Origin of the sequence: Halococcus thailandensis JCM 13552 (genome assembly GCF_000336715.1) — an archaeon.
Classification (GTDB): Archaea; Halobacteriota; Halobacteria; order Halobacteriales; family Halococcaceae; genus Halococcus; species Halococcus thailandensis.
Genome location: NZ_AOMF01000195.1, coordinates 1 through 12,451 on the forward strand (window position 1 = coordinate 1; position 12,451 = coordinate 12,451).

Annotated in this window: 12 protein-coding genes; 9 read left to right on the forward strand and 3 right to left on the reverse strand. The window is 56.8% G+C overall.

Features of this window, described 5'->3' with window-relative positions:
• Window positions 1–835 precede the first annotated feature (835 nt).
• Window positions 836–1,222, forward strand: a complete 387-nt coding sequence (gene tnpA, locus C451_RS20050; RefSeq protein WP_005043641.1) for an IS200/IS605 family transposase — start codon at window positions 836–838, stop codon at window positions 1,220–1,222.
• Window positions 1,219–2,460 (forward strand): RNA-guided endonuclease TnpB family protein, encoded by a 1,242-nt coding sequence (locus C451_RS20055; protein WP_007743631.1) that lies wholly within the window; start codon window positions 1,219–1,221, stop codon window positions 2,458–2,460. Before tnpA ends, C451_RS20055 begins: the two co-directional genes overlap by 4 nt.
• Window positions 2,461–2,532: 72 nt before the next feature.
• On the opposite strand, the gene C451_RS20060 is transcribed toward C451_RS20055, so the two are convergent.
• Window positions 2,533–2,832, reverse strand: a complete 300-nt coding sequence (locus tag C451_RS20060; protein WP_152420539.1) for a hypothetical protein — start codon at window positions 2,830–2,832, stop codon at window positions 2,533–2,535.
• 592 nt (window positions 2,833–3,424) lie between these two features.
• On the opposite strand from C451_RS20060, the gene C451_RS22320 reads away from it, so the two are divergent.
• Genes C451_RS22320 through C451_RS20070 form a run of 3 tightly spaced genes read left to right on the forward strand, consistent with a single transcriptional unit; the run spans window position 3,425 to window position 5,022 of the window.
• Window positions 3,425–3,844 carry a hypothetical protein gene (locus C451_RS22320; protein WP_152420540.1) on the forward strand — a complete coding sequence of 140 codons (420 nt, stop codon included), beginning with the start codon at window positions 3,425–3,427 and terminating at the stop codon, window positions 3,842–3,844.
• Entirely contained in the window at window positions 3,845–4,099 is a 255-nt protein-coding gene (locus tag C451_RS20065) for a hypothetical protein (RefSeq protein ID WP_007743639.1), read from the forward strand.
• Window positions 4,100–4,137: 38 nt separating this feature from the next.
• A complete protein-coding gene (locus C451_RS20070) occupies window positions 4,138–5,022 on the forward strand; it encodes an MOSC domain-containing protein (RefSeq protein WP_007743640.1) in 885 nt (294 codons plus the stop codon).
• Window positions 5,023–5,071: 49 nt separating this feature from the next.
• Here C451_RS20070 and C451_RS20075 read toward each other — a convergent pair whose 3' ends face one another.
• Window positions 5,072–6,022: an NADP-dependent oxidoreductase gene (locus C451_RS20075; protein ID WP_007743641.1), complete on the reverse strand. Its 951-nt coding sequence runs from the start codon at window positions 6,020–6,022 to the stop codon at window positions 5,072–5,074.
• A gap of 223 nt (window positions 6,023–6,245) precedes the next feature.
• Entirely contained in the window at window positions 6,246–8,141 is a 1,896-nt protein-coding gene (locus C451_RS20080; RefSeq protein WP_007743642.1) for a hypothetical protein, read from the reverse strand.
• Window positions 8,142–8,468: 327 nt separating this feature from the next.
• On the opposite strand from C451_RS20080, the gene C451_RS20085 reads away from it, so the two are divergent.
• The 4 genes from C451_RS20085 to C451_RS20100 all read left to right on the forward strand — a co-directional run bounded on the left by C451_RS20085 (window position 8,469) and on the right by C451_RS20100 (window position 12,379).
• On the forward strand, window positions 8,469–9,497 hold the full coding sequence (locus C451_RS20085) for a DUF2304 family protein (protein WP_049913296.1): 1,029 nt from the start codon (window positions 8,469–8,471) through the stop codon (window positions 9,495–9,497).
• Window positions 9,498–9,588: 91 nt separating this feature from the next.
• Window positions 9,589–10,398, forward strand: coding sequence for a polysaccharide deacetylase family protein (locus tag C451_RS20090; protein WP_007743646.1), 810 nt, complete (start codon window positions 9,589–9,591; stop codon window positions 10,396–10,398).
• Window positions 10,395–11,180: a methionyl-tRNA formyltransferase gene (locus tag C451_RS20095; RefSeq protein ID WP_007743648.1), complete on the forward strand. Its 786-nt coding sequence runs from the start codon at window positions 10,395–10,397 to the stop codon at window positions 11,178–11,180. The genes C451_RS20090 and C451_RS20095 overlap by 4 nt, the downstream gene beginning before the upstream one ends.
• The gene (locus tag C451_RS20100; protein ID WP_007743649.1) at window positions 11,180–12,379 is read left to right on the forward strand and encodes a glycosyltransferase family 4 protein; all 1,200 of its coding nucleotides are present in this window, start codon (window positions 11,180–11,182) and stop codon (window positions 12,377–12,379) included. Before C451_RS20095 ends, C451_RS20100 begins: the two co-directional genes overlap by 1 nt.
• Window positions 12,380–12,451 lie beyond the last annotated feature (72 nt).

The following is a 12,451-nucleotide window of genomic DNA, read 5'->3' on the forward strand; positions in this document are numbered from 1 at the left end:
CATCGCTGCATAGTTCATCGAAACGGGATCATGGAAAGGAATCTTCTGTCTGAGAATTACAGTAAAATCGGCCGATTTTACGGTAAACCGGCTTAGGCGATAACGGGTGCTGTCGACCTGGGCTTCGACCTGCGGGATCGTTTCGCTCAACCAATCGATGGCACCGTCAACCAGATCGGTAGCGCGGAGTCCCCTTCCTCAAGGAGCGGCGGAGTTCCGACAACAGTCAGAACGGAGCCGCGAGTAGGGAGGGGAGGAGCGCGTTTGTGGTGCGGACCGAAACCGCTATATCCGCCGAAAACGTATGATAGAACACTCACTGATGGGCAACAGACAGTCCCGAAAGGGGTGCCCGGCCACGCTTCCGAGCGGCCAAGGACGGTTATCTCGTCGGTGAGGGGCATCGGTCACCATGCCCAGCGACCCGGAACGTTCCGGGACGCGAAGGACGGGCCATTGACGGTGAACGCGACGCCACGCGCCTCTCCGTCCCCCACTTTGGGGGTAGAACCCGAGGTCACGTCCAATTAAATTGCCGCTGCCGGCCGACCGCACCGGCAAACAAGGGCGAAGGACGCCACAAAACCTCCAACGTCCGCCACGCAAGCCCCGGCCTCCTCGCGCTGACGCGCTCGTTGAGGCCGGGGTCGGTGACCGGACGCCACTCGATACTGCTCAGTCTGTGATACAAACCGTTAGCGCATACCCGCGTCTTCAGGCGCGGGTTGAGCGATAGGCCGTTTCTGTGTCTGTACAACCGCTTTTCGTTGGCGATCGGCGAGTTGGATTTCCACCATAACGCTTAGTAGCGTTCGGGTACATAGTGTGCATACGGATGAAGACCACACGGCACGCGACTTACAACCTCAAATACCACATAGTGTGGTTGCCGAAGTACCGCCGTTCGGTACTGACGGGGACGGTTGCGCGCCACGTCGAAGAAATCATCCAAGAGATAGCGGGAGACAAAGGGCAGGAGGTTATCGACCTCACCGTCCAGCCCGACCACATCCACCTGTTCGTGAGTAGCCCACCGAAGCATGCGCCTTCGCTTCTCGCCAACTGGTTCAAGGGCATCTCGTCGCGGAAGTACAACCACCGCTACGCGAGTTCCGACGACCAGAAAATCAAGTGGGCGCGCGGCTACTACGCTGGAACAGCGGGTGAGGTCTCCAGCGAGACGGTTCAAGACTACATCCAGCGCCAAGAGGCCGAAGCATGAGCGAGGTCACGAAAACGCTGGAGCTGAAACTCGTCTCACCAAACACTCACAAGCGTCGGAAGCTCCGCGAAACGACTGACGCCTACCGTGCGGCGCTCCACGCCGCGTTCGATGCTGGTTGCTCCACACAATCAGCGGCGAACGATGTGGTAGTCGAGTACGATTTGAGCGGCTACGCGAAGAACGCCCTCAAGAAGTACGTCCCGCAACTCTGTGGCGGGAGCTACCACGCTGACGAGCTTCACGACGAGCACCCTGTTCGATTCACGAACGAGGGCGTCAAGCTCGACCACAAGCCACAGAACACCGTCGAGTGGTACGTGAAAGTCCCGCACCACGACGACTACCACCTGTGGGTTCCAGCACAACCGAACCCCGAACAGCGCCCGTGGGTCGAAGCCGTCTTCGCGGGAGACGCCAACATGGGAGAATGTCGGCTGTTCGACCGCGACGGCGAGTGGTATCTGCACATAGTGACTACGCGGGAGGTCGAAGAACGGTCAACCGATTCGGTGTCCGACGAGACGCCGATTGGTGTGGACATCGGGGACTCTGCATTGCTCACGGTGTGTCACCGTGACGAGCGCGGAACCCCGACTGCACCAACACTCTGGAACGACGAGGGCAAAGACGTTCGACGCCTTCGGAAGACGTATTTCACCACCACGAGGCGGCTTCAGGAACGCGGAAGCGAGCGCATCGCCGAGTCGTTCGGCGACCAACTCTGGCGGCAGATAGACCACATCCTCCACTCCGTAACGGATGCGGTGGTCGAACACGCCGCGTCGGTCGAAAATCCCGTCCTCGTACTGGAAGACCTCACGTACATCCGCGAGAGCATGGACTACGGCGCGTACATGAACCGTCGCCTTCACGGATGGGGCTTCGCCAAGATGCACGCTCAGCTGTGCTACAAAGCCGCCGAACGCGGTATCCCCGTTGAGACCGTGAATCCCGCGTACACGTCCAAATCGTGCCATGTCTGTGGCGAGACGGGATACCGCCCCGAGCAGGCGGAGTTTCGCTGTACGAACGAGGAGTGTTGGCTCACATCCTATCAAGCGGACGTGAACGCCGCGCTGAACATAGCAGACCGCTACTCCAGCGGAGAGAGCCGTTCAAGAGAACACACGGACGGCGATGACTCGGCTGGAGATGGGGCGCGTTTGACCGCGCCACAAGACAGCCAAGCCGATGGTGAAACCCACCAGCAGACGCCTGGAACGTATGCGTCTTGAAACCGACGGTAGCCGCGACGGCTACTGAAATCCGATGGTCGGATTCCACGTCGTTTTACGGCGTGGAGGAGGTCAATGTACAACAAACTGCTCCATCGACGGAAAGTAGCCGACAGTTACTCGCCGCTCAGATCGCATCGGACGCTCAGTATTGGGCTCGTACCCATGTAAATACACGAAGAGGAGTTGTGTCGCGATCGGCTCCGCTGGGAGTTCAGGTGCAAGATCACGCGCGAACTGACGGTCGATCGCGGTTGGGTCGCCAGAGATCACTTGGAGCGGATGCTGAATGAGACCACGCATCCACCCCGATGGCAACTCCACCGAGAGGAGCGGGTCAAGTGCTTCGGTATAGTCGATGGGATCGGTCATACACTGGCTCTGGATCGCAGCTAACAGTCGGGGGGGAGGAATATGTACGGTCGTCTGGCTCATGACAGCCACATGGTCGCTGAAAACGTGGGATGCAGGGACGACCATGATGCCCACCCACGTTATCCCGGTTCATCCATGCAGGTGGTGAGTAGTACCGGGATTCATGCAATGAGTGCCCATAGCAAATAACTTGCGGTCGGTAGGTTCTCCTCCCGGTTCGTATCGTTCAAAAAAACGTAGGACAGTATCATGTCACGGTCCCTGCGTTTTCTCCCGGATAGTCCATGCGACACTCACCCGGGGTTAGACAGGTGGTTCAGGATAACAAATAGTTTGTGGTCAATTGGCACACAGATGTGTCACACAGACCATTCAGAAACGTGGGAAGTAAGGATGCCCATGATGTCCACCCCCACGTTCTCCCTCAAACGAATCCATGCAAGTGGGAGTACCGAGAATCAACCAAAGCGGGGGATTGGGAAAACAGCACGGCTTGCTAAGGGAAGGTGTGATACAGTTTTCCACTCGAAACGGCGGGGGTTTGATAACTTGATCCAGCATATTTACGCGAACTATCATATTATTGAGCATGGGCGAGCACGATATAGAGTCAAATGGCGGTATTCCTTCGGACGGAGTGCCGTCAGACGAGACCGTTCGCCAAGAGCGCGAGCAGTGGGATGAGGGAAAGACGGTCAAAGAACGCATCTACGAAACCGCACTCACGCTGCGCGAACCCACCCCCCGTTTCTGCCGTTGCCAATCGAGCCGAGTGCACACCTGCATCCGCGCGACGACACCTCCTTTGGGTTGCCGAGATCGGTATCGTCGAGCCAGTTGGCGAAGGACAACCATGCAGTTTCTAGCGCAATCGCGCGTACGTTCGCTGAAAACGCCCAACGAAGTCGGACGCACCCATTCGGGCGATGAACTCGCAACCCAGCTCGAAACGCTGCTTGAGCGCGATCGCGCCTATCAAGACAAATACGACGAGTCAGATCCTGCATAGGTGAGTGCGTTCGACATCGCCGCCCCGGATGATCACGACGCGCTTGAAGCCATCTGGACTGATGGCAACGACTGGCTGCTGTCAGAGAGGATCAGCGCGTGCTCGAACACGCCCAACGCCTCCAGCGCGAGCAGCAATCAGCGCCGGCGTGAACCAAGTCGGATGATCGACGCAAACGCGCCAATCGACGAGGCGATTCGCAACGCCATCGGCGTTCAGCGACGTATCACCATGGTACCGAATAGCATCCGCTGAGACAACACCTATGCGATTTCAGCCCAATACGTTTCATCATGGCATCAGTCTCCCGAATCAGACTGTATCCCGTCAAATCACTGTCCGGCGTCACTGTCGATAGCGTACCGATCCGTGATTCGGGGCGGCTGCAGTACGATCGCGAGTATGCCCTGTTCAGCGAGGATGGGAAATACGTCAATGGACGACAGAACAAACTGGTCCATCAGATCAACACCACAGTCGACCTTGCGGCGAATTCGATCGACTTCGCGATCCACGATTCGGACCGGACGTTTTCCTGCGACCTCGATGGGATCGACAGCAATCCGGAACTGGAGGCATGGTTGACGGATTTCTTTGACGAGCCGATCACCGTCGAACGGGCCGCACAAACGAACTTCACGGATAGCGCAGGCGGTATCGCCCCGATCCGCGTCACCGCCACGGGCCCGACGCTCGTCGGTGAAGAAACCGTGGCCGAAGTCGCATCCTGGTACGACGACCTCGATGCCGACGGGATTTTCCGTCGACTGCGGACCAACATCGCGATCGATGGCGTCGAGCCGTTCTGGGAAGACAAGCTCTATACGAATACGCCGGCCACACGTCGCGATCCGGGTACTGGCGTGGAGTTCACGGTTGGCGACGTGACCCATTATGGGGTCATGTGTAAGCCACGCTGTGTCGTCCCCTCTCGGGACCCAGAAACCGGCGAACAGAAGCTGAACTTCACGAAGAAGTTCATGGAAAACCGGAAGGAGCAGTTCCCCGACTGGGCTGACGCGGAGACGCTGGGAACGAACATGGATCGTGAGGATGCAGACGATTATTTCTATCTGACAGTCGTCACACGGCTGCCCTCACGCGAGGCCGGCAAGGAGATTTCCGTCGGTGATGAGATCTCTATTGAGGGAGAAATTCCTCTCTTGGAGACGCACTAGTCCTTCTGCGTTTAGCTACTTCTGGACGACGGCTTCACCATCGAAGTGCTTAGGCGTCGGTATCGCCCTCGGGTTCGAGGACGAGTTTGCCACGGGCGTGATCGCTTTCGAGTTCCTCGTGGGCGGCAGTTGCATCCGCAAGCGGGTAGCGCTCTGCAATCGTTGGCGTGACGGCTCCGTCATCGATCAGTGTGGCGACCTCGGAGAGCGTGTCACCGTCGGCTTCGACACCGACTTGCTGGCTGACGACGCCGTAGGCGTCGAGTTGCTCTTCGGGTGGGGCATCGAGCAAGGGCGTGATGGTCCCACCCTCGCGCAGGACCGACAGCGAGCGTTCGCCCGTTTTGCCACCGATCGCATCGAGCACGAGATCGACTGGCTCGTCGATCGCGTCCTCGAACTGGGTGGCCTCGTAGTCGATGGCCTGGTCGACACCGAGATCGGTGAGGAACTGTTGGTTGTAGCCGGCGGCGGTCCCGATGACGGTCGCACCATGTTGCAGCGCGAGCTGCACGGCGATGTGGCCGACACCGCCGGCGGCCGCATGGATCAGCACGCGGTCGTCGTCCTGTAGGTCGCCCTGTTCGAAGAGCGCTTCCCACGCTGTCAGTGCGACCATCGGGACGCCTGCGGCTGTGGGGTGATCGATAGTCTCCGGTTGTGCAGCGACGTCTGCCGCGGGCACCGTCGCGTACTCTGCGTAGGCGTTGCCGGCATCCGGAAAGCGCACCAGACTGTAGACGTCGTCGCCGACCTCGAAGTCGGTGACTGCGTCGCCAACGGCGGCGACGGTACCCGACAGGTCCCAGCCAGGGATCCAGGGCAGTGGATACTCGATCTGCCCGTACCGGCCGGCAGTGTCGACCGGGTTCAGGCCGGCGCCGCGAACGCGCACGAGGAGTTCGTCGGCGGTGGGCTCTGGCCGCTCGACGGACTCGTAGCGCAGCACGCTTGGGTCGCCATGCTCGTGGACACGGATCGCTTGCATTTCCTCGGCCATTGTTCTCGGGAGGCGATACAGGTCGCCTCCCGATATTCTTATTGGAAAGTATTGTTTTTCCTACTTTTTGGGGTTGGGGTAGTGATTCTGGTTTTCTTGACGAATCGAGATCGGTGTTCACTCGCTGTCGTGATGGTTGCTCATGACCGAATAGGATCTCACTATCAGCAATTTTCGACAAGGGTAGCAAAGGCGAGAAAGGGATTCGAATCTGACGTACTCCTTAGCTATCGGTTTCATTGGCCGGTTCGATACGATAGAGATCGAACTGACCGTTCGCGTAGGTGTTAGCGATCCCGGGTGTGCTGTTGAGATAGGTAAAATCGTTCTGTGAGAACTCGACACCACCGTATAGCTGCGTGCTTGATTGACGGTCGACAGCCGTTACCGGAAGATAGAACAGCTCGTCGGACTGTGTGCGGAGTTCCTGATCGGCGAAATGGTAGGGGACACGCAAGTAACGACCGCTGCCGCGTGGATCATCGAGCGATGCCTGAGGAATGTCCGATGCATTCTTCCCGGCGATGCCGTCGCGATAGCGGAAGAATGACGAACTGACGCCAGCAAAGCCGGTATCACTCGCCTTGTGGTCGAACGCGAACTCGTAACCGGTCATCTGACCTTCGGGGACATGGTCGGTCTCCTGGGCGACGTACGGTGAGCGAAACATCGTAAATGAAGAGACGAGCAGTAAGACGACGAAGCCGACGGCGAGGACGCTGCGGACGGGGATCGATGGCAGCCACGTCTCAAGGGTGGCACGTGCCTCCCAGAGGAACACGGCTCCGAGGATCGTCACGAACACGAGCACGAAGCCCAGATAGCGGAAATACTGGAGTGGGTTGCCTGCGAGAACATAGAGGACGGTGAGAATCACAGCGGGGACGATCCCACAAACAAGCGAGAGCACGACCGAGTAGCGAATGTGGCGACGGTTCGCTGCTTTCGAGAGGACGGGAACGAGGAGGGCGAGGACGGCGAACACCCCGACGACGATTTCGACGGCAAACGTTCGACGATAGATCGTGCGGACGGACACGCCGAGTGCCTCGAGGGTGTTACTGCGCGGGATGATCGGTCGTGCGGGGGTGTCGAGTAGTTCGGCGATGATCGCGTCGAACGAGTGTGTCGACAAGAACGTTTGGAGCTGGGCGGTGGTTTCGACGTCAAACAGTATCGGGCCAAGTTCGGAGACTCCGCGGCCAAACAGCGATTGCGTGCTGAGCCAGCCCCAGACGACAGCGAGGCCGATACCGGCGAGCACGATGAACTGGACGAACAGGCGTGCGATCGCTTTTGGACCTGAGACTGTGCGTGTCAGCGGCTGGGCGACAAACTGGGTGACGAGGACGATGCCGAGCAAGGCTCCGAAGACAAGCCCGTGTTGTGGATGGAGGACGACGAGAAAGGCGAGGGCAATGACAAGCAGCGTCCCGAAGGCGAGCCGGCGGGGGCGGCGCGTGTACGCGAGTAGAATGAAGGTTACGGCGGGCACGAAGAGAATGGCTTCGCTCGTCGGGATCGGCTGGAGCACCGGGAGATAGATGACGGCGATCGGGAGCAAGAGCAGCGCAGAGACGACGGCGATTGGGTCGATGTGTGTGCGAGCGACGATCAAACGCACACAGAGCGGGACGAATAGGATGAAGATCGCGACGAACAGCGGGACGGTGAGCAAGAGTGACCACGTGAACGGTCGCGTGGTAAGGATGCCGAGGAGAGCGGCGAGGGTATGCATCGCTGGATAGATGATCGTAGTGAGATCGACCGTGTCACGAACGAGGCTCTTGGTGTGACCGAGATGCGTGAGTGCATCCTCCGGCCCGAAGAACTGATAGCCCCGGAGGAGTGGCAATGCGGCGAACGCGACGATCGCGAGACCGGCAAGCCATAGTGCTGTGACGCGGATCGAGCGGCGGTCGCTGGCAAACGCGAGGACGACCGTGGCAGCCAGCGTGACGAACAGCCCGATCCAGAACGCACTGGGCGTTGCCTGGTAGATCGAGAGCTCGTAGCCCGTCGCTGGTATGAGATGTGTGGAGAGTACGGCGATGGTGAGCGCGATCGCTCCCGCCGCAAGCGTGGCCTTCGAGAGTCGCAATCGAGTGGTAGCGTGCATCGGAGGATCGTCGCCGTACCGTTGGTGAGTAGACAACTGTATATGATATAAAAGGCGTGAAATTCCATTGGTGAATGTCGGTTGCTTGGTTGAATGCCTTGTTTTGAAGTGGTGGCACGTAGCAGTAGAGGCTCGTTGTCGTCGGAAATTTCCAACATTGGTTGCTCGTCGGAATACATGTCGTCAATTCATCGAAAAGTCAAATCGAATCGGCTCGGATCGGGACACAGAGAGCAGACGACATCATTATGGGGATTGACCCGGAGTATTTGTGCAAAGACAAAAACAGAGATGAGATCTAAAGGAATTTATTGGGAGACGTGATGGATGGTTAATCCGTTAACAATAGCATTCGTGGTACTGGCTATTGGAGCATTAGCATGGGGCTTTGAGCGCTATCGGACGCGGTTCGTGAGAACTGATCTGCTGCTTGCGGGCGGTGCAGCCATCGGATTGCTCGCCGTCGTCTTGGTTCCGGATTTCTACGACCAGATCGGGAACCTCCTCAACATTCGCAAGCGGTACGTGACTCTCTCGTTGCTCGCTATCGTCGCCTTGCTGGCCTGTGTGTTCTATCTCATGGCTCTTGTACGCGCTAACCGAGCCCGAATCAACGATCTCACGCGAAGCCTCTCGCTCGAACAGGCCAACGCGATCCAAGCCGACGGCAGCGGCCAGACGATCGGCGTCGTGATCCCAGCCTACAACGAGGAGGCAACCATTGAGGAGGTCGTCAACTCGCTGCCGGAGACGATCCGTGGCTATCTCGTTATGCCAATCGTCGTCTCGGATGGATCGGCCGATGCAACCGCCAGTCGGGCCCGCTCCGATGGCGTGACCGTCGTCGAACACCATCTTAATCAGGGCCAAGGCGGTGCCCTCCAGACGGGCTTTGAAATCGCCATGCGCGAGGAAGTCTCGATTGTGGTGACGATGGACGGCGACGGCCAGCATCCAAGCGACCGGCTTGAACGCATGGTGGCTCCGATCATCGACGACGAGGCCGACTATGTGATGGGCTCGCGGCACAAAGGGACTGACTACTCGGGCAACAGCGCCGTTCGTCGGGCTGGAATTCGTGTGTTCACGCGGCTGATCAACGTACTCACGAAATCGGAAATCACGGACTGTACGAACGGGTTCCGCGCGATCCGCGGCACGGAGCTATCGAAGCTCACGCTGACCGAGGAGCGATTCAGCGCGCCCGAGTTGATCATCGAGGCGCGCAAGAACGGGCTACGACTGCAAGAGGTGCCGATCACGATCGAAGAGCGACAGGCTGGTCAAACCAAAAAGCCGCAGCTGGGCTATGCGATCGGCCTGACGCGGACGATTCTAACGACATGGATTCGATAAGTATGAACCAACGCTGCTATCGTCAGTCGAGTAATACCGGCTGTATGTCTCAGCTGGCTGCGTATTGTACAGGAGTGAGAGACAGCATCTAATGAGCACTACGACGAGAAACGCTTCGATAACGCTTGATTTAGAGAACGATTGGTATTTCGAAGAAGATGGTTATGACCACTTGACGTTCGAGTATATCGATGAATACATTCAGCTTATTAATAATCTCGATCTTCCAGTTACCATCTTCGTCGTCGGAAAGACTTTAGAGCGGTTCCCGGAAGCGATCGAAAAGCTACAACAGGAGACGGATTCGGAGTTTTTCCTCCATTCGTACCAGCACGACATTGAGAAGCGCTACGATTTCGAAGAGGAACTGACGCACGGCAAACGTGCTTTTCGGTCCTTTTTCGGTACTGATCCGGTCGGCTATCGCGCTCCACAGGGAAACATCGAACAAAACGAGCTACAACTGTTGGAACGAGAAGGTTTTAAATTCGATTCAAGCCGTTTTCCCTCGTATCGGCCAGGAATCTACAACAACCTCGATATTCCGCTTCAGCCGTATCGACCGGCCGGAGCGACGGAGATGATCGAACTCCCGATTGCAGCAGTACCCAGATTCCGCATCCCGATCACACAGAGCTATCTCAAACTGCTTGGGCGGCCATATTTGAAATACATCGAGCACGCGAGTTTGCCGGAGACACTCGTATTCGATTCCCATCTCCAGGATTTCTATCGGACCGCCTCGCACGGCAATCTCGAGCAGCCGCTTCGATCCATACATAACCGAAACTTGGATCGATCGACAGCTATCTTCCGTCAGTTCGTCTCCTCGCTCCGTGGGAAAGGGTATTCGTTCGTGAAACTATCAGATGTGTACGAAGCAGCGAGGAATTCAGCATGAATGTGCTCTTGCTCACGATGGACGAGCCGATGTATATGCCACAGTATATTGAGCCGATTCTTCGCGCTCGTGGCGATCATATTTCGGAAGTCGTGATTGCACCACATCCGGGCGAAGGGCTACCGACGATCGCTCGCCAGCGCTACAAGATGTTCGGACCGATCGACTTCCTCAGATATGGCACTAAGTTCGGGACGGGAAAATTGCTTGCACAGCTCCCAGCGGAAATCGATCGGGCGCTCACGGGCCGTTGTCATTCGGTCCCCGCTGTTGCAAACCAGTATGACATACCAGTACGAACTGAAACGGATATCAATCGGCCCGGATTCGTCTCCCGAATTGAAGATATGGATCCCGATCTCATACTGTCCGTTTCCTGCGGCCAGCTGGTCAAGGAGGACCTCCTGTCGATCCCTGAGTATGGAAGCATCAACGTTCACGGATCGTTGTTGCCGAAGCATCGTGGTCGCGCAGCATCGTTCTGGGCGCTCTACGAGGGCGACGATGAAAGCGGTGTAACAGCACACTACATGACGGATGAGTTTGACGACGGTGATATCGTAATGCAGCGGGAGTTCGATATCGTTAGCAATGACACGATGGATTCCGTGTATCGGAAAGTGTCCAAGACGGGAGCGAATCTAGTGGTCGATCTGTTGGATGAAATAGAAGATGGTGAGATAACGACCACCCCGAATCGGACAGAAGAAGGTGAGTATCGGTCACTACCGGGCAAAGAAGCTCGTCGCGAGTTCAAACAGCGCGGCAACGAATTCCTGTAATGGATATCCTGTATATCACGAAAACGTCGCTGCTTTCGGGCGGCGGTGGCGGCGAAAAGCGTGCTCGGAAAGTGACACAGCGGTTGGCAAACCGAGGCCATCATGTGACGATTCTATCGGGGAAAACGGATCGAGGTCTGCCCGATAAGACGCGCCTTAATGGGTGTAAGGTTCGCCATATCAACTGTATTCCTGAACGACTGTTCGACTGGCCAAAAATAAGCTACTACGCGACGCGATATCTCTTTGCAGTCGTGAGCATTCCGATCCTCATCTCGATGCTACTGCGGGAAGATTTCGATGTAATCGTTGAGAACATGACTCCGTATCCAACTCTCTCTGTACTGCTGGCTAAAGCGTTCGCTGTGCCGATAGTCGCTGTTCAGCACGAGTTCTACGATCGCAGTTGTTTCGAGACATACGATCCCCTCACAGCACTCATTCAACTCACAGTACAGAACATCCTCCGTATCGTCCGCTACGACGCTATCGTTGTACCGACACAGCATGTCATGGAGCAGTTGATAGCGTACGGTGTGCCTGCTGAACGAGTGCATACAGTTCCAAACGGCGTTGATGCAGCGAAATATCAGGTCGATGTGACTGAACGAAACGAACGGTCGTTACTTACCGTCGGACGACTGAGCAAGCGAAAAAACCAGAGTACGATTATTCGCGCATTCGCACACGTACGAGAAGAGTTTCCGGATCTTCAGTTAGCCGTCGTGGGTACCGGTCCGGATCAAGCGAAACTTGAACAGCTTGCTGATACGCTAAACGTCGCTGACTCAATCACGTTTCACGGCTTTGTGAGCGAAGACGAGAAAGTTCGGTTGATGAACGAGGCAACAGTATTCTGTTATTCATCCAGACAAGAGGGGTTCGGGATCGTGCTGCTCGAAGCGATGGCCGCTGGTCTTCCAGTCGTCGCAAAACGGCTTTCAGTTTACGAAGAGTTCTTCCAAGACAGTACGAACGGTTCCCTTATCTCAGAGGAAGATCCACACGTGTTCGCCGAGGAAATCGCTCGTTATCTTAATGACATGGAGCTATGCAGCGAAATCAATATCCACAACCGTTCTACAGCAGCACAATATTCTTGGGACGCGACTGCTGAGCAGACAGAGACAGTGCTTGAAACGTGCTATGACGAACAACGTGCTTATGAGTCTCCTCCGCAGAAATTGTCTAATGACTAGTCAGCGTTACGTTATTCTACTTAGTAGGGGCGCACTCTGCACCGATCGTCTCCTTTCTCAAAAGAATTCAAC

What these genes read in the sequence shown, in the direction of transcription:
- C451_RS20060 (WP_152420539.1), bottom strand. Translation starts at nt 2,832, where the DNA reads ATGACCGATCCCATCGACTATACCGAAGCACTTGACCCGCTCCTCTCG.
- C451_RS22320 (WP_152420540.1), top strand. Translation starts at nt 3,425, where the DNA reads ATGGGCGAGCACGATATAGAGTCAAATGGCGGTATTCCTTCGGACGGA.
- tnpA (WP_005043641.1), top strand. Translation starts at nt 836, where the DNA reads ATGAAGACCACACGGCACGCGACTTACAACCTCAAATACCACATAGTG.
- C451_RS20075 (WP_007743641.1), bottom strand. Translation starts at nt 6,022, where the DNA reads ATGGCCGAGGAAATGCAAGCGATCCGTGTCCACGAGCATGGCGACCCA.
- C451_RS20055 (WP_007743631.1), top strand. Translation starts at nt 1,219, where the DNA reads ATGAGCGAGGTCACGAAAACGCTGGAGCTGAAACTCGTCTCACCAAAC.
- C451_RS20085 (WP_049913296.1), top strand. Translation starts at nt 8,469, where the DNA reads ATGGTTAATCCGTTAACAATAGCATTCGTGGTACTGGCTATTGGAGCA.
- C451_RS20100 (WP_007743649.1), top strand. Translation starts at nt 11,180, where the DNA reads ATGGATATCCTGTATATCACGAAAACGTCGCTGCTTTCGGGCGGCGGT.
- C451_RS20095 (WP_007743648.1), top strand. Translation starts at nt 10,395, where the DNA reads ATGAATGTGCTCTTGCTCACGATGGACGAGCCGATGTATATGCCACAG.
- C451_RS20070 (WP_007743640.1), top strand. Translation starts at nt 4,138, where the DNA reads ATGGCATCAGTCTCCCGAATCAGACTGTATCCCGTCAAATCACTGTCC.
- C451_RS20080 (WP_007743642.1), bottom strand. Translation starts at nt 8,141, where the DNA reads ATGCACGCTACCACTCGATTGCGACTCTCGAAGGCCACGCTTGCGGCG.
- C451_RS20090 (WP_007743646.1), top strand. Translation starts at nt 9,589, where the DNA reads ATGAGCACTACGACGAGAAACGCTTCGATAACGCTTGATTTAGAGAAC.